The organism is Lysobacterales bacterium, from assembly GCA_016721845.1.
Classification (GTDB): Bacteria; Pseudomonadota; Gammaproteobacteria; order Xanthomonadales; family Ahniellaceae; genus JADKHK01.
Genome location: JADKHK010000005.1, coordinates 277,505 through 294,820, shown reverse-complemented (window position 1 = coordinate 294,820; position 17,316 = coordinate 277,505). Strand labels below are relative to the sequence as shown.

15 protein-coding genes are annotated in these 17,316 nt (G+C 66.3%); 8 read left to right on the top strand and 7 right to left on the bottom strand.

What is annotated here, in order from left to right; translation table 11 throughout:
• Positions 1 to 130 precede the first annotated feature (130 nt).
• From IPP28_03730 to dinB, 6 genes are read right to left on the bottom strand one after another with little or no spacing between them, the layout of a single operon-like run.
• A complete protein-coding gene (locus tag IPP28_03730; protein MBL0040160.1) occupies positions 131 to 685 on the bottom strand; it encodes a hypothetical protein in 555 nt (184 codons plus the stop codon).
• 1 nt (position 686) lies between these two features.
• Positions 687 to 2,165: a type II secretion system ATPase GspE gene (gene gspE / locus IPP28_03725; GenBank protein MBL0040159.1), complete on the bottom strand. Its 1,479-nt coding sequence runs from the start codon at positions 2,163 to 2,165 to the stop codon at positions 687 to 689.
• Positions 2,162 to 4,120 (bottom strand): type II secretion system secretin GspD, encoded by a 1,959-nt coding sequence (gene gspD / locus IPP28_03720; protein MBL0040158.1) that lies wholly within the window; start codon positions 4,118 to 4,120, stop codon positions 2,162 to 2,164. The genes gspE and gspD overlap by 4 nt, the downstream gene beginning before the upstream one ends.
• A gap of 20 nt (positions 4,121 to 4,140) precedes the next feature.
• Positions 4,141 to 5,094, bottom strand: coding sequence for a type II secretion system protein GspC (gene gspC / locus IPP28_03715; GenBank protein MBL0040157.1), 954 nt, complete (start codon positions 5,092 to 5,094; stop codon positions 4,141 to 4,143).
• Positions 5,095 to 5,149: 55 nt separating this feature from the next.
• On the bottom strand, positions 5,150 to 5,341 hold the full coding sequence (locus IPP28_03710; protein ID MBL0040156.1) for a hypothetical protein: 192 nt from the start codon (positions 5,339 to 5,341) through the stop codon (positions 5,150 to 5,152).
• A gap of 28 nt (positions 5,342 to 5,369) precedes the next feature.
• Entirely contained in the window at positions 5,370 to 6,440 is a 1,071-nt protein-coding gene (gene dinB, locus IPP28_03705) for a DNA polymerase IV (GenBank protein ID MBL0040155.1), read from the bottom strand.
• Positions 6,441 to 6,503: 63 nt separating this feature from the next.
• On the opposite strand from dinB, the gene IPP28_03700 reads away from it, so the two are divergent.
• From IPP28_03700 to IPP28_03665, 8 genes are all read left to right on the top strand, one after another.
• The gene (locus IPP28_03700) at positions 6,504 to 7,265 is read left to right on the top strand and encodes a LuxR family transcriptional regulator (protein MBL0040154.1); all 762 of its coding nucleotides are present in this window, start codon (positions 6,504 to 6,506) and stop codon (positions 7,263 to 7,265) included.
• 149 nt (positions 7,266 to 7,414) lie between these two features.
• Positions 7,415 to 8,032 carry an acyl-homoserine-lactone synthase gene (locus IPP28_03695; GenBank protein ID MBL0040153.1) on the top strand — a complete coding sequence of 206 codons (618 nt, stop codon included), beginning with the start codon at positions 7,415 to 7,417 and terminating at the stop codon, positions 8,030 to 8,032.
• A 252-nt stretch (positions 8,033 to 8,284) separates the two neighbouring features.
• A complete protein-coding gene (locus tag IPP28_03690) occupies positions 8,285 to 8,638 on the top strand; it encodes a YbaN family protein (GenBank protein MBL0040152.1) in 354 nt (117 codons plus the stop codon).
• Positions 8,635 to 9,186 (top strand): phosphoribosyltransferase, encoded by a 552-nt coding sequence (locus IPP28_03685; GenBank protein MBL0040151.1) that lies wholly within the window; start codon positions 8,635 to 8,637, stop codon positions 9,184 to 9,186. Before IPP28_03690 ends, IPP28_03685 begins: the two co-directional genes overlap by 4 nt.
• Positions 9,187 to 9,192: 6 nt before the next feature.
• Positions 9,193 to 10,335, top strand: a complete 1,143-nt coding sequence (locus IPP28_03680; GenBank protein MBL0040150.1) for a sterol desaturase family protein — start codon at positions 9,193 to 9,195, stop codon at positions 10,333 to 10,335.
• Positions 10,336 to 10,349: 14 nt separating this feature from the next.
• Positions 10,350 to 10,913 carry a sigma-70 family RNA polymerase sigma factor gene (locus tag IPP28_03675; GenBank protein MBL0040149.1) on the top strand — a complete coding sequence of 188 codons (564 nt, stop codon included), beginning with the start codon at positions 10,350 to 10,352 and terminating at the stop codon, positions 10,911 to 10,913.
• The gene (locus IPP28_03670; protein MBL0040148.1) at positions 10,913 to 13,657 is read left to right on the top strand and encodes a serine/threonine protein kinase; all 2,745 of its coding nucleotides are present in this window, start codon (positions 10,913 to 10,915) and stop codon (positions 13,655 to 13,657) included. Before IPP28_03675 ends, IPP28_03670 begins: the two co-directional genes overlap by 1 nt.
• Before the next feature lie 91 nt (positions 13,658 to 13,748).
• On the top strand, positions 13,749 to 15,392 hold the full coding sequence (locus IPP28_03665; protein ID MBL0040147.1) for a right-handed parallel beta-helix repeat-containing protein: 1,644 nt from the start codon (positions 13,749 to 13,751) through the stop codon (positions 15,390 to 15,392).
• Positions 15,393 to 15,464: 72 nt separating this feature from the next.
• Here IPP28_03665 and IPP28_03660 read toward each other — a convergent pair whose 3' ends face one another.
• Positions 15,465 to 17,048, bottom strand: a complete 1,584-nt coding sequence (locus IPP28_03660; protein MBL0040146.1) for a M4 family metallopeptidase — start codon at positions 17,046 to 17,048, stop codon at positions 15,465 to 15,467.
• Positions 17,049 to 17,316: the final 268 nt, after the last annotated feature.

Sequence of the window (17,316 nt, the reverse complement as noted above, 5' to 3'; positions counted from 1 at the left end):
GTCGCGCCCGGAATGGGCGGCGTTTGGGGTGCGGGAGAAACTGTAGTGGTTTAGTAGGTGTATTGGAACACCATTACACCATTACTGATGACCTAGATGTCCGAGGATTGCCCCAAGACGTTGATCATGTTCATGTTTGCTCGACGGCGAATTCAGCCCGGACACCGGGGTCGGCCAATCTCCGGGCCGTCCAAGCCAGGGCAATGGCCAGCGCCAGAGTCATGAGCGCACTGCTGATCTGGGTCGGCCAGTAGATCGAATCGATGCCGTCGCGGATGAAACTCGGCAGATCGGCCGTCAGGGACGCGTGCCATGCCGCCAACTGCGACCACTGCCAGGGCACTGCGATCGCATGCAGCACGGCCAGCACCACGCAGATCCAGACGCTGGCGGCGCGTGCCCATTCGCGACGCCGATTCAATCCGGTGCCGAGCGGAATGGCGGCGACGCCGGTGACGAACAGGACCAGCGCAGCGACGCCAAGATGACGCATCAGCCATTGCAGGGCCGGCGGCAGGATCGCGAACAGCGGCATGTCGGCCAGCACTTCTTCGGTGCCGACGGCGCTCAGCATCAGCCACAGCAATGCCGTCAGCAAAGCCAGCAGGAGCATGAGCACGCCGAGCACGATCAGCGACCAGGCCGTGGACGACACGAACAGGGAACGCGGCGCCGGCCCCGACATCTCAGTCCTCGCGGGTGACGCGCAACACTTCGTCGACCGAGGTTATGCCGGCCACGCACTTGGCCCAGCCGTCGGCAGACATCGAGGGCGTGCGCTTGCGCGCTTCGGCCTCGAGCACCGCTTCCGACGCACCTTCGTGGATCAGCTTGCGCATCGCGTCGTCGACCAGCACCAGTTCGTACACGCCGGTGCGACCCTTGTAACCGGCGAACTTGCCGGGCAGGCCGGCACGCGGCCGATACAGCGTGACCTGCGTGTTCGCCGGCAACCCGAAAGCCGCGAGTTCGGTCGGCGTCGCGGCATAGGCCTCGCGCGTTTCCGGATCGAGCACGCGCACCAGACGCTGCGCCAGCACGCCGATCATCGAACTCGACAGCAGAAAGGGTTCGATGCCCATGTCGCGCAGGCGCATGACCGCGCCGACTGCGGAATTGGTATGCAGGGTCGACAGCACCAGATGCCCGGTCAGCGAGGCCTGTACCGCGATCTGCGCGGTCTCCAGATCGCGGATTTCGCCGACCATCACGACATCCGGGTCCTGGCGCAGGATTGCGCGCAGTCCGCGTGCAAAGCTCATGTCGACTTTGGTGTTCACCTGGGTCTGGCCGACGCCGTCGAGGTAGTACTCGATCGGGTCCTCGACCGTAAGGATGTTGCGCGTCGCGTCGTTCAAGCGCGACAGGCCGGCATACAAGGTCGTGGTCTTGCCGGACCCGGTGGGGCCGGTAACCAGCAGGATCCCGTGCGGGCGCGCGATCAGGTCATTCACCTGCGCCAGCATCGCCGACTGCATCCCGAGCTTTTCCAGATCGAGACGGCCCGCCTGCTTGTCGAGCAGGCGCAGCACCACGCGTTCGCCGTATCCGGCCGGAATGGTCGAGACACGCACATCGACCGGACGCCCGGCGATGCGCAGCGCGATGCGGCCGTCCTGCGGCAGGCGCTTCTCGGCGATGTCGAGCTTGGCCATGACCTTGATGCGCGACACGATCGGCGCGGCCGCGGCCCGTTGCGGCGCCAGCACCTCGCGCAACTGGCCATCGACACGGAAGCGCACGACCAGTCGATTCTCGAACGGCTCGATGTGGATGTCGGAGGCGTTTTCCTTCACCGCCTGCGTCAGCAGCGCGTTGATCAGGCGGATGACGATGGCGTCGTCGTCGCTCTCCATCAGGTCTTCGGGTTCGGGCAATTCCTCGGCCAGCGCCCCGAGATCGACGCGCCCGTCCATGTCCGCGACCATTTGCCGGGCATCGTCGCCACCCTGCTCATAGAGATCGCGCAACAAGCGTTCGAACGCGGTCGCATCGAGTTCCTGCAGCGTGATCGGTGCATCGCAATAACGGCGCATTTCCGCCAAGGCCTCGATGCGTGCGTCCGGCCGATGCGCGACCACCGCCGCCGCATCGCGCCATTCGAGCAGGGTCACGCCATGGCGTTTCGCGAACGCGAAGGGCGGGCGTGGAACCTGCTGCATCATTGCGCCTCGTCGGGGAGCGCCGTCGGCGCTGCCGGCATCAAGGGCTGGTCGCGTTCAGGGGTGGTGTTGCCGGGCAAGGCGTTCACACGCAGTTGCTCGGCGCGCAGGAAGTTGTACTTCTCCTGCGAGAGGATCGCTTCCTGATTCGCATCGCGCAGGATGCGCGGACGCAGGAAGATCATCAGGTTGCGCTTGACCATGTTGGCCTTGCGGTACTTGAACAGGTTGCCGAGCAGCGGAATGTCGCCGAGCGCCGGCACCTTGGAGATGCTCTCGGTCATTTCGTGCGTGGTCAGGCCGCCGAGCACGAGCATGCCGCCGTCCTTGACCAGCACAGACGTCGAAATCTCGCGGTTGTTGGTGATCAGGTCGGAGGCACCATCGACCGAGGGCGCCAGCGAAGACACGACCTGATTCAGGTCGAGCGCCACTTCGTCGCCTTCGTTGATGTGGGGTGTCACCTTGAGCGTCAGGCCAACGTCCTTGCGCTCGATCGTCTGGAACGGATTCGTTGGCTGGTTCGCACCGCCGCCGCTGCTGCCGGTGTTCGTGTACTGACCGGTCAGGAACGGGACTTCCTGGCCCACCTTGATCGTCGCTTCCTTGTTGTCGAGGGTGACGATGCTGGGTTCGCTGAGGATGTTCGAGCGACTGTCGCCACGCAGCAGCTTGGCGAGCGCGCCGACTTCATACACCGTCGATTCTTCTCCATTCGCGCCGGTGATGGTGGTGGTGCCAGTGATGTACCCGAGGTTCAGGCCCGAGCCCAGCGCGCCCAGCGCGCCCAGCGGATTGGTGATCGCGCCGACGATGCCGCCGTTGCCCGTCGTCGGAAAATTGGTGCCGCCGACCACGCCTTCCTGCGACAAGCCGTCGGTCGCCTGCCACTGAATGCCGATCTCGCGCGCGGTCTCGTCGCTGACTTCCGCAATCAGCGCCTCGATCAGCACCTGGGCACGGCGCACATCGAGATTGCGGATCACCGACTGCAGCGAGCGGAACACGGCCGGCGCCGCGGTGATGATCAGCGCGTTGGTGTCCTTGTGCGCCTGGATGGTGGCCACGCGCGCCGAATCCTTCGCCGTGCTGCCGCCGGTCAGGGTCGCGGCGACCGTGTCGAGCACCGCGACCAGTTGCTCGGCATCGGCATAACGCAGATACACGACCTGGGTGCTCTCGCCGGCATCGAGCGGCGTGTCGAGGTGGGTGATCATCGCGCGCGCCTTGAGGCGGGCGCTGCTCTCGCCGGACAGCAGGATCGAATTGGTGCGCGCATCGGCGACCACCATCGCCGACTTGGCCCCATTGGCATCGCCGCCACCGAGCTTGTTGAGCGTGCTGGCGACTTCCTGCGCGTTCGCGTGCTGCAGCGGAATCGCCTCGACCGCGCTGTCGCTGATCGTGTCGATGCGCCCGATGATGCTCTCGATGCGCGCGACGTTGCCGGCGCGATCGGTGACGATGATGGCGTTGCCGGACGGGCTGGCGACAATCTGGCCGCTCTGCGGAATCAGCGGTCGCAGCACGGTCAGCAGCGCATTCGGCGATACGTACTTGAGCGGGATCACGCGCGTGGTCAGCGAATCCGGCCCGACCACGGGCGATGACGCGGCGCCGTCCTGCACCGCGACCGCTTCCGGCAGCACCTTGATCACGTCGCCGGCCGGCACCAGCGCGAAGCCATGCACGCGCAGCACCGATTCGAAGACGCGATAGACCTCGTCCTTGTCCATCGGCTGGGTCGAGATGATGTTGACCTTGCCTTCGACGCGCGGATCGACGATGAAATTCTTCCCGGTGATCTCGCTGACCGTGCTGATGAAGGTGCGCACGTCGGCGTCCTTCAGGTTCAAGGTGTTCTTGCCATTCAACAAGGGCGCACCCGGAGCCTGCTGGGCCGCAAGCGGGGCGGCAAATGCAAGGGCGATCAGCAGGGCCAGCGGACGTGGGCTCATGAATGCTCCGAAGTTTCGAATCAGCGGGGAATATCGACGGTCAGGGTGTGCGGCTTGCCGTCGCGGCGCACCGTGACTTCGATGCGCGAGGCCTGCGACAGGCCGGCGACCGCAGGACCAATGCGCGAAGGGTCGGTGACCGACACGCCGTTGATTGCGGTGACCACGTCCTCGGGCTGCAGGCCGAGCTTCTGCAACACGGCGGCGTGTTGCCCGCCATTGAGGCGGACACCGACGAACTGGCCGTTCTCCATCACCGGCATCGGCGTGATCTGGTTCGCGAGCACGGCCGGATCGACGCCCAGCTGCTGCTTCACTTTTTCCATGTCGACGCCGGTCATCGGCAGATTGGGTGCGGTGACCTGGCCGAACATCGTGCGATCGATCGGCGCATTCGCCACCGCCGCAGTTGCCGGACGGGTCGCGGGCGTCGTGAACGGCGTGACCACGGCCGTGCGTTGACCATCGGTGGTCGCGGCCGCGGGCACGCCCGTCGCTTCCGGGGTGCGCAATTTCAGGACTTCGATGGCGCCGCCACGCGACAACGCGACACGATCCGGATAGACGGCATCGAGAGTGACGCCGGGCGCAACTTCCTGCCCGACGTTGTAGCCGCGCTCACCATTGGCATCGGCGATGAAGGCCCGACCATGCTTCGGATCTTCGCCGGCGAGCACGCCGCGCAGATCGATCGGAAGATTCGTTTCCGGTGCATTCGCCAGGGCCCGATGGTCGAGCAACAATCCGGCATTGCCGAACAGATGCCAGCGCGACAGGGACGGCGCCGGGGCCGCGGCGGCCGGGTCGTTGGCCGGCAGCGGTCCGGCGCTCGGCAGCGGCGCATTCCAGTCCAGCGCCAGCCACAGGAAACGTGTCAGCAGGTACACCAACAGCGCGACCAGCAGTGCATTGATCACTGCGGCCAGCGGCTTGGACCAGGGATGGCGGGCGTAGGACGCGAGGTCGGCGGACATGGGCGATCACAAACGATGCGCAAGCGTAGCAGTGACGCCCGGCGGTCGGGAAAGTTCAGGGCTGGCGTTTGCCGCGTGCGCGCAGCAGTGCATCCGCATATTCGTAGGCGCGCTCGGCCATCTGGTCGACGGTGAGCGGCAACACGCCGGGGCGGCTCGGCATCGGCAACATGCCGACCAGGGCCTGGCCGGCAAAATAATCGCGCAGTTCGGCGGCGCTGAACGAGATTGGAGCGGGGTTCGACATGGAGGACTCCTTCGGGCAGCCGAGGGTATCAGTCGGATGCGAACAACCCGGGCTGGATCGATGCATCGTGGCGATCGACGAAGCCGCCGAGACCGACGCCGACCAGTCGATACCGCGTGCTGGCCGGCAGTTCAACGCGTTCGCGCAGTGCCAGCGCGATGCGCGTCAGCGCGGCGGCGTCGGCAGGGGCCATCGGCGGCGTCAGGCTGCGCGTCAGGATCCGGAACTCGCGCGTCTTCAACTTCAACACCACGGTGCGCGCGACGCGTTCCGGCTCGCGCTCGGCCGCACGCCAGACTTTCTGCGCCAGCGCTTCGATCATCGGCCCGGTCGCCGCCAGCGGCACGTCGTCGGCGTAGGTGTCCTCGGCCGAGATCTGCTGCGTCGGCCGCTCGGCCACCACGGCGCGCTCGTCGATGCCGAGCGACAGTTCATGCAGGCGCCGGCCGTAACGCCCGAAACGCGCCTCCAGCGCCGGAAGTTCGGCTGCGCGCAGATCGGCCACGGTGACGATGCCGAGCGTCGCGAGCTTGCTTTCCATCACCCGGCCGACCCCGGGGATCCGCCCGACCGGCAGTGGGGCCAGGAAATCCAGCACCTGTTCCGGCCGCACCACGAACAGGCCATCCGGCTTGTTCCAGTCGGACGCGATCTTGGCGATGAACTTGTTCGGCGCCACCCCGGCCGACGCCGTCAATCCGGTCTCGTCGCGGATGTCGGCGCGGATGGATCGGGCGATCGCGGTCGCGCTGGCGATGCCTTGCTTGTTCGTGCTGACGTCGAGATAGGCCTCGTCCAGCGACAGGGGTTCGATCAGGTCGGTGTGGCGCGCGAAGATCTCCCGCACTCGTCGCGAAGCCTCCCGGTACCGCGCGAAATCGGGCGGCACGAAGACCGCTTGCGGACACAGCGCCTCGGCGCGCAGGGCCGGCATCGCCGAGCGCACGCCAAACGTCCGCGCCTCGTAGCTCGCGGCACAGACGACCGAACGCGCACCCTTCCATGCGACCACCACCGGGCGCCCGCGCAGGGTCGGATCGTCACGCTGCTCGACCGAGGCGTAGAACGCGTCCATGTCGATGTGGAGGATCTTGCGCATCGCCATTGCCGAACGGGGGAGGGCTATTGTGGTGACAAACTGTCGCGCTAGCATCGGGTCGCCATGAACCTGCGCGCCCCTCCCCCGGCACGTCCGCTGGTCAACATCGACACGCTTGTGCGGATCGCGGCCGCCGAGACGGTCGAATCGCTGACGCGTTCGGTCGACGCCATCGCGAGCGAACTCGGCTTCGAGCACTGGATCTACGGTGCACTGGTGGCGGTCACGCCGACACGCAGCGAGCAATTCGTGCTCAACGGCTACCCGGACGACTGGCGCAATCACTACCTCGAAGCCGGCTACACCTTCCGCGATCCGACCGTGAACTATTCGCGCACCCATGTCGTGCCGACGCTGTGGAGCGAACTGGCACGCTCGCCGGGAGAACTGGCGCGACCCGACCCGGTGGGCCAGCGCATCGTCGACGAAGCCCGCGACTTCGGCCTGGCAAAGGGTCTGAGCGTGCCCCTGCATGGCCTCGGCTGCCAGTTCGGCATGATGTCGTATGCAGCGGCCGACCCGAATCATCCGATCACCGAGTCGACCGTCTGCGCGGAAGCGATGCTGCTCGCGACCTATGTCCACCAGGCCGCGTCGAACCTGATGTTCGGCAGTCGCATGCGCGACATCCGCGCGCTCAGCCAGCGCGAGCGCGAGTGCCTGAAATGGGCGGCCGAAGGCAAGAGCGGCTGGGATATCGCGCAGCTGCTCGCGATCAGCGAACGCACCGTGATCTTCCACCTGCGCAATGCCTGTTCGAAGCTTGGCGTCGCCACCCGCCAGCAGGCCGTCGCCAAGGCCATGGTGCTCGGCCTGCTGGACTGAATCGGGTTCGCCCCGCCCGGCCGTGATGGCGCGCCGGAACCGGGATCGCCGTCACCGAAATCCCGTCAACCTGTCAGAACTGACAGCTGCCCAATACGACAGCTTGACGCTGTGATCACTCCGCGCCTTACCCCGCCGGAGCGATTGCCATGCAAGAGATCCTGATTGGTCGGCCTGACTGGAAGAACATCTCCGCCCCCTTGCTCGACAGCATGTATGCCCTGCGTCACGAGATGTTCGCCGAACGTCTGCAGTGGCAGGTGGAAAGCCATCACGGCAAGGAAAAGGACTGGTTCGATCGCCTCGAACCGACCTACATCGTCGCCCGCCATCCGGACGACGCGCGCCGCGCCACCGGCAGTTGGCGGCTGTTGCCGACCACCGGCCCGTACATGCTCAAGGACGTGTTCCCGGAATTGCTGCACGGCCATGCCGCGCCCAGCGACCCGACGATCTGGGAAGCCAGTCGCTTCGCCGTGGCCAGGCATGAGCAGGGCGCGCGTTTCGGCATGAATGAAACCCCGGTCGCGATGATCCGGGAAATGCTGCGCTTCGTACGCCGCAACGGCATCCAGGAGATCGTCACCGTCACCAGCGTCGGCGTCGAACGCTTGATCCGCAATCTCGGCCTGAAGACCGAGCGCTTCGGGCCGGCTTTGCAGATCGGCGATGTGCGTACGGTGGCGCTGCGCATTCCGATGGACGATGCCGCCGAAATCGCGCTGTGGGGCTGGCTCGAGGGCGACTACGCACGCGAAGCCGCCTGAACGAAGGACAGGGACTCCGGGCCCCACGGCCCGGAACGGACACGATGCCGGAGTGCGTCGGGGTCCCGGGATCACCCGCCAGGACGGCGCCATCCCGGTGTGTCGACGGCTCGTACCGGACTCATGGACCCCCGGCCTGGTCCGGTCGAGCCGAAGCCACACCCGCAGGCTGCGGGCGAGGCATTAAGCTAGCGGACCGTGAAACCGCATCCCCTGATCCCGCGCTGGGCCTATCTCCTGTTCGCCTGGGCCATGCTCGCACTTGGCGTCATCGGCATCGCGCTGCCCGGCCTGCCGACCACGCCCTTCATCCTGCTCGCGGCCTGGGCCGCTGCACGTGGCTCGAAGCGGCTGCACGACTGGATGCAGGCGCATCGCGTGTTCGGTCCGATGATCCGTGACTGGGAAGCCAGCGGCGCCGTCAGCCGTCGCGCCAAATGGGCCGCCACGATCACCATGGTCGCCTGCGCCGTCATCATGTTCGTGACCGCCCCCAAATGGTGGATGGCCGCTACCGGCAGCGCCATCATGACGATGACCGGCACCTGGCTGTGGCTGCGGCCCGAGCCGAATCGCGAACCTGCAACCCCGGAGTCCCCGTCATGACCGAACAACGCTTCCGCGCCTACACGACGCACGACCTCGATGCGGTGATGGAGCGGATGGCACGACAATTGTCGATGCAGCTGGATGCGCATCCGGTGGTGCTGGTCGGGGTGTTGCGTCGCGGCGCACCGCTGGCGGCGATGCTGCACGAGCGACTGGCGCGGTTGCGGCCCGAACTCGAGATCACCCGCACCGACCTGAAGGTGAAGCGCTACGGCGATGACCTGACCTTGCTGCATCCGGATACCGCGCTGACCGAAACACCGCTGCAGGCGCAGGCGAATTTCGCCGGGCGCCGCGTCGTGGTCGTCGATGACGTGCTGTACCAGGGGCACTCGGTGTTCCGCGTGCTGGAGTGGGTACGCCGCCATGAGCCGCTGTCGGCGCATGTCGCGGTGCTCGTCGACCGCAGGATCAATGCGTTGCCGGTCCATGCCGATGTCGCCGGGATCACCTTGCAGATCGCACCCGGCGATGTCATTGAATGCAATGTGCCGCCTTACGAGCCCGAGTTCGCGGTCGACATCTGGCGACCCAAGTCGGAGTGAATCCCGATGAATCCCATCGTCTACGCCATCCCGGTGTTTTTCGTGCTGATGCTGATCGAGTTCGGCGTGGCGCGTGCGCGCGGACGATCGGTCTATCGCGTCAACGACACGCTTGCGTCGCTGTCGCTCGGAACGACCTCGCAGATCACCGAACTCGCGACCAAGCTCGTGATCATCGCGATCTACGCGTTCTGCTTCGAGCATCTGCGCGTGACGACCTTGCCGGTCGATGCCTGGTGGACCTGGGCGCTCGGCCTGCTGCTCTACGATTTCCTCTATTACTGGCATCACCGCATGAGCCACGAGGTCGGCATCCTGTGGGCGACGCACGTGGTCCATCATTCGTCCGAGGAGTTCAATCTCTCGACGGCGCTGCGCCAGACCAGTTCACGCTTCCTGCTTGGCTGGATCTTCTACTTGCCGATGGCCGTGCTCGGCTTCCCGCTGATCGTGTTCATCGTCGTCGGGCTGATCGACCTGCTCTACCAGTACTGGATCCATACCGAACAGATCGGAAAGCTCGGCTGGTTCGACCGCGTGTTCGCCTCGCCCTCGAACCATCGCGTGCACCATGCGGTGAACGACAAATACCTCGACAAGAACTACGGCGGCATCCTGATCCTCTGGGACCGGATGTTCGGCAGCTTCATCGACGAGGACGAGCGCGAGCCCTGCGTCTACGGCACGCGCAGTCGCCTCGGCACCTTCTCGCCGCTGTGGGCGAACCTGGAAGTGTTCGCGGCGCTCGCCAAGGATGCCTGGCATGCGCAGTCTTGGGCGGACAAGCTGCGCGTGTTCATCAAGCCGCCGGGCTGGCGTCCGGCCGACGTCGCCGCACGTTTTCCGAAGCCCGATTTCGATCTCGAGAACGCGAAGCGCAAGTTCAACCCGCCCTTGTCGCGGTTCGAATCGGCCTACCTGTTCGTGCAGTTCCTGATCGTGCTCGGCGCAGGCACCCATTGCCTCGCGGTATCCGATCGCTGGCCCTGGACGGCGGTCCTGGCGTACGGCGGCTGGGTCGCGGTCTCGGCCTGGTCCCTGTGCCGTCTGGCAGATCATGGTCGATGGGGCTGGCTCATAGAATCGCTGCGCCTGGCGTCATTGCTCGTGCTCGTGCCGGTCCTTTGGCGCGTCGCGAACCCGGGCTAGCCACGGGGAACACGATGGACGACACGACACACCCGCAATTGACGCGCCTGCTGCGTGCATGGAGCGGCGGCGAAGCCGGTGCCGCCGACCAGGTGCTCGCGCTGGTCTACGACCGTCTGCGCCAGATCGCTGCGCAACGCGTGCGCATGGCGCATCCGCGCGAGCAGTTGGCACCGACCGAACTCGCCAACGAAGTCATTGCCAATCTGCTCGAAGCCGATGTGAACTGGCAGGACCGCGCGCACTTCTTCAAGACCGTCGCGGTCGCGATGCGCAATTTCCTGCACGATCTCGCGCGCCGTGATGCCGCGATGAAACATGGCGGTGGCCAGATCCACGTGACCTTGTCTGCCGCCGAATTCGAACCCGGCGAGGCAATCAATGGCGAAGTCGAATCGCTGCATGAGACCCTGGCGGAACTGCGCACGCTCGATCCGCGCAAGGCCGACGTGATCGAGCTGCATTTCCTGGTCGGGCTCGGGCTCGAGGAAGTCGCGCAGACGCTCGATGTCTCGCTGGCCACGGTGAACCGCGACCTGCGTTTCGCACGTGCATGGATGAAGGAACGCCTGGCCTGATGGCGTCGTCGCGCTTCCAGCAACTGGAAGACTTGTTCAACCAGGCGGTGTCGATGCCGGCGACGCAACGCGCGGTCTGGCTGGCGACGCTCGACCTTGATACTGCACTGCAGGCCGAGTTGCACGCCCTGCTCGCGGCCGACGCCGCCGCACAACCGCTGACCGATCGCTTCGACCAGGCCCTGAACAGTGGCAGTGCCGTCGGCCATGCCGGCGTGCGCCTCGGGCAATGGCGCTTGCTGCGCGAGATCGGCGCCGGTGGCGCAGGCGTGGTCTGGCTGGCCGAACGGGCCGACGCGCAGTACGAGCAACAGGCCGCGATCAAGATCAATCGCGCCATCGCGTCCAGCGATGCCGCTGCGCAGTTGCGGCATGAACGCCAGATCCTGGCCTCGCTCGACCATCCGCTGATCGCACGCCTGCTCGACGGCGGCGAGACCGATGATGGCCATCCCTATCTGGTCATGGAATACGTGCGTGGCGAGCCGCTGACCACGGCCTGCAGCGATCGCGGCCTCGACCTGCGTGAACGCGCGCGCCTGGTGGCGCAGATCGCGCGCGGCGTCCATTACGCGCACCAGCGCCTGGTGATCCATCGCGACATCAAGCCCGGCAACATCCTGTTGCGCGACGATGGCCGTCCGGTCCTGCTCGACTTCGGCATCGCCAAGCTGTTTGCGCCCGGCGAACGCTACGCGACCGCGACCCAGCCCTGGTTCACGCCGGCCTACGCCAGCCCGGAACAGAAACGCAACGATCCGATCAGCACGGCCACCGATGTCTACGCACTCGGGCTGGTGCTGTGCGAACTGTTGAGCGCACGCGAACCCAAGGTCGCCGAGGACGGGCGCGTCACGGCACCCAGCCAGCGCGCAGCACCGGCGTGGCAACGTCGCCTGCGCGGCGACCTGGATGCCATCGTCGCACGCGCCTGCGCCCCCGAACCGCAGCGTCGTTACGCCTCCGCCGAGGCATTCGCGGAAGACCTCGAACGCTGGTTGCGCGGTCGTCCCATCAAGGCCCGTCCGGACACCACGCTGTACCGCATCGGCAAGTTCCTGCGTCGTCACCCGCTCGGCGTCACGCTGGGGACGACGGCCGTCGTGCTGATCGTCGGCACAGCGGCCTGGTTGCAGGTCGAACGCGAGCACGCCTATCGCGCTGAATACAAGGCGCGCGACGAAGCCGCGGCGGCGGCGGCGGTCAGCGACTTTCTCGTCGACGTGTTCCGCGAGGCCGAGCCCGGTGCCGGCAAAGCGCGCGTGCTGACCCCGGTCGGGCTGATCGACCGCGGCACCGACGTGCTGTCGCAGCGCCAGGACCTGGATGCCGCCACCCGCGTCCGCATGCAGGGCGTGCTGGGCAGGATCTACGGCTATCTCGGCGAACCGGAACGGGCAACGGCGGTGCTGCGTTCCGCTATCGAACTCGCCGACAGCTCGCGACAGCCCGCGGCGGTGCGCATCGAACATCGCCGCACCTTGGCGTCGGCCCTCGATGACCGCGCCAACTATGTCGCGGCCGAAGCCCGTTATCGCGAGGCGCTGGCCGTGGCCGAGCAGGCCGGCATGGACGTGCTGGCGATCGACCTGCGCGGCGACATCGGCTTCATGCTGGCCAAGCAGCGCCGCCACGCTGCAGCCTCAGCCCTGCTGCGCCAGGCGATCGCCGAGAGCAGCACGCGGCGCGGCGCGGACGGCGAAGGCACCGCAAGATTGCGCATGTACCTCGCCGAAGCACTGATGCTGGCCGGACACCACGCCGAAGCGAGCGCCGAATCGGAGCGTGCCCTGCGCACCCTGCGCCGCACGATGGCGGCGGACGATCCCGATCTGCTGGGGTTGATGACCACGCACGCCGCCGTCCTGCGCGCGCAGGGCGATGCCGACGGTTCGATCACCGTGCTCAAGGACATCATCGCGCAACGCGAGCACCTGCTCGGCCACGACAGCTTTCTGCTCGCGAATGCCTACAGTTCGCTCGGCTCCGCCTACTACGAGCAGGGCCGGACGCTGGAAGCCACCGAACAACTGGTGGCGGCACTCGACATCGGCCGCGCCACCCTGGATCCGCACGATCCGAGCTTCGCGATCGACTTGAACAACGTCGGCTCGCTGTACGAGGAGCAGGGCGACTACGCACGCGCCGAACCCTTTCTGCGCGAGGCGCTGGCGGTGTATCGGCAGCATGCGCGCGACGAACCCTACCAACTCGCGAACCTGAGCCAGAACCTCGGGCGCCTGCTGATGTTCATGGGCAAACCCGAGGAATCGCGCGAGCTCCTGGCGCAACCGATCGCCGATCTGCCCGGCAACGACTGGGACCTGCAGCGCGCCCGCCAGCAATTGCATCTTGCCGAATGGGAGCGCCGCTACGGTTCTGCGATCAAGGCGCTCGCCCACCTGGACCAGGTTCGCGTCGACGCGCTGGGCGGACCGGACAGCCCGCGTGTCGGCGCCTTGCTGCGGACGCGAGGCCTCGTCGAAGCACGCCTCGGACACGTCGATGGCGCGCGCGACCTGCTGCGCCGCGCCGGCGAGCATTGGGCCCGCACGCGCAACCCGGACTATGTCGGTGTCGGTGACGTCGAACTCGATCTTGCCGAACTCGACCTCGCGGACGGCGATGCCGCTGCGGCGCGCCGACATGCCGACGCGGCGCGGCGCATCCTCGATCCGGTGCTCGCGAAGCAGGCACCGCAACGGCCACGACTCGCCGCATTGATGCAGCGTCTCGCCCACTGAACCGGGCGTTCAGCATCGCTGATACGTTCACCGCAGCCATCCCGTTCTCTCTCTCGAAGCCGCCAACGGCGTGCACACGGGAAGAACATTCATGCGCGTCCATCGTTTCTCAGTCCTTGCTGCATTGGCACTCGCCGCGTCCGCTCCGCAGGCCGCGGTGCTGACCGTCGGACCCGGCAGCGACTGCAACACGTCCTCGCTCGCGACTGCGATCACGCTGGCCGACGGGTTGTCCGGCCCGGATGAGATCCGGATCGCGAGCACCGCGGTGCTGACCGCGCAACATCTCGCCATCAGCAACCAGTCGCTTGCCCTCAGCGGCGGCTGGAGCGATTGCGCTGCGAATGCGATCCAGGTCGGACGCAGCACGATCGTCGGCGACGGCCGCGCATCGGTGCTGAGCGTGCGCGAAACCACCGGCAGCAGCTACACCCTCAGCCTCGATCGCATCAACCTCAGCGGCGGCGGTGGCGGTGACGATGGCGTCGGCGGTGGCATCGACCTGTACGGGCGCTGGTCAGTCACCGTGCGCCGCATGGAGATCCACGACAACAGCACCGAGTTTGACGGCGGTGGCTTGATGATCGAGGGCCCCGGCACGCTCAGCCCGGCCAGCATCGACATCGGCGAAGACGTCGATATCCGGGGCAACACCGCACGCAACGGTCTCGGTGGCGGCATCGCCGGCAAGCGTGCGCTGATCAAGCTGCGCGCCGATCGCGTCGTCATTCGCAACAACTCGGCCTATCGCGGCGGCGGCATCGGTGCGGACAGCAGCAATGTCTATGTCGGGGCCTATGGCGACGAGATTCCCTACACCACGGCCACCGGACTGATCGTCGAACAGAACCGCGCCAACGATGGCGGCGGCATCGCCCTGCTCGGCAGCGGCTGGCTGTTCGACGCGCAGGAACTGACCGTGCGCAACAACCACGCGAACCGCTACGGCGGCGGCATCTACGCCGTCGGCGGCCAACTGCAGCTGCAACGCGACTATCCGAACTACTGGCGCGTGCAGTGTGCGGCCGGGCAATTCTGCTCGCGCATCGAAGCCAATGTCGCCGGCAACAACTGTCCCTCGGAAGGCGCCGGTAGCGGACAGGGTGGCGGTCTCTACCTGGACAAGGTCAGTGCCTACGTGTCGCAGACCCTGCTCAGCGACAACTGCGCCTACGGCAATCCGGCCTTCTTTTCCTGGGGTCCGTCGACGCGCTTCGAGAGCAGCGTGATCACCCGCAACCTGATGCGCGATCGCTCGGACCAGTACGACCAGACCGGCAACACGATCGTCGGCCTCGGCTCACGGGTCAACGATCCGGCACAGTTCACGAGTTTTCGTGGCGTCAGCCTGCTCGACAACCGCGCCCGCACCACGGCCGGAACTCTTGTGCCGGCCCAGCACTTCAGCGGCGCATCGAATGCCAGCGTGCAGATGATCGCAGTTGCCTACGACCAACTGCTCGGCAGTTCGGGTACGACGAGCGCCTGCATGGTTGGCGGCGTGGATGCCGCCGGCTATCGCGACGTCGCGAGCAATGACTTCCGCCCGCGACCGGGATCGGCCTTGATCGACGTCTGTCCGGACAGCACGTTTGCGGCGAACTATGCCGGTCTCGATCTGCAGCCGCGCTGCGTCGATGACCCCACTCAGCAACGTGGCGGCGCCTGCGATGTCGGGGCCGCCGAAGCACCGCTGGACAGCTTCTTCGCCGGCTTCGCCAGTGGCTTCGAATGACCGATCGTCCGGGCACCACAGCAAAAGGCCCGCTTGCGCGGGCCTCTGCTCGAACGGTGCGGACGCAGCCGATCAGTTGACGTTGATCGCGCTCCACGCGGCCGCAACGGCGTTGTACTGCGACGAACCGGCGCCATAGATCGCCGTCGCGGCCTGCAGGGTTGCGCTGCGCGCACCCGGGTAGGTCGTGCTCGAGGTCATGTAGTCACGGATCGCGCGGTACCAGATCGCGGCGGCGGCGGTGCGGCCGATGCCGGAGAGCGAACCGCTGCCGGTGGCGTTCTTGCTGTCGCCCGCAGCGCAGGTCTTGGTCAGCGAGGTGGTGCCTTCAGCCAGCAGGTAGAAGAAGTGGTTGGCCGGGCCCGAGGAATAGTGCGGGTCCACACCACCCAGACCGCCAGCCGGATAGCAGTCGTAGGACGCGTTGCCGTCCAGGTTCGGGTCATACATGTAGCGCAGCGGGCTGGAAGACAGCTCCTCGCCGATCTTGTAGTCGCCCGGATCACTGGGGTTGTTCGCGTAGAACTCCACCATCGTGCCCATGATGTCCGAGTTCGCCTCGTTCAGGCCACCGGAGTCGTTCGAGTAGGCGAGATTGGCTTCGGCCTGGTTGACGCCATGGCTCATTTCGTGGCCGGCGACGTCAAGCGACACCAGCGGCGCATAGCCGCTGCCACCGTCGCCGTAATACATCGCGTTGGCGTACCAGGCGGCATTGATCCAGCCGTTGCCGACATGGACGTAGCTCTTCACGCCTTTGCCGTCGTTGAAGATGCCGTTCCGGCCATGGTTGTTCTTGTAGTAGTCCCAGGTCGTCGCCACGCCGTAGTGCGCATCGGCGGCCACGGTGGCGCGGTCCGACGTCGCGTTGTTGCCCCAGGTGTTGTCGGCGTCGGTGAACAACGTCGCGCCGCGGGCCGCCGTCGAGTACGTGCGGTTCAGGGCGTCGTACGTGGCGCCACCACCGCGGGTGGTGTCGGTCAGGTTGAACGTACCGCTTGCGGAGGCCGTGTTGAGGACGACATCGCCGTACAGCAGGGTGCGACCCGTGCCGACCGCAGCGGTACCGCCACCGCCGCCGGAACCCGGCTTCGCGGTGTGCACCATGTCCCACTGGTCGAGGATGGCGCCGGACTTGGCATCGACGAAGTAATGCATCTCGGTCGGCGTCTGATCGCGCTTCTCGCCCATCATCACGACTTCGAACGCGAGACGCGGGGCCATGTTGCGCGCGTACACGACCTGGCGCGCACTCGGCATGCCCTTGAAGCCGGTACCGAAGGCGGTGCCGGCCGCGATGATCGCGTCCTCGTCACTGATGTTGGTCGCCATCGACGGGCGCATCTTGCTGTTCATGGTCTGGCTGACCGACAGCAGGCGGCCTTTTTGCGAATGCACCACGAAATCGCCACCGATCACCGGCAGGCTCTTGTAGGTCCGGGTGAAGCGCACGTGTTCCGTGCCGTCGGCATCCACCGTCATGTTGCGCAGCGCGAACTGATCGTCGGCCGCCGTGAACACCTTGCCGGCATTGGCCGAAATCAGGTGGCGCGCATTGGCTTCGACCGCCGGATCGTCGAGGCGCATGGCGCTGGCGGAACCGGTGGCAAGAACGGCGGAAATGGCAGTGGCGATCAGAAGGCTCTGGAACTTCATGGTCTCGATGTCTCCGGCGATGGGTGATGTGGGTATCGGCAGAACCAGACATGGCCCGAATGCGGGGCGACCAGCGGTCGTCGCGTCGGGTCCTGTCATGCACAACAACGCAGCGCATGGCGCTGCAACCCTCGACCTGGAACGACTTGTCCCCCCTGGGAGCGCGCCTTGCGCGCCGAACAAGATCTGAGGCGCGGCGAGACTAGAGGGCGCTCCTGCCGAAGGTCATGCCGCACTGCCACAAATCGACACATCTTTGACAATGTGT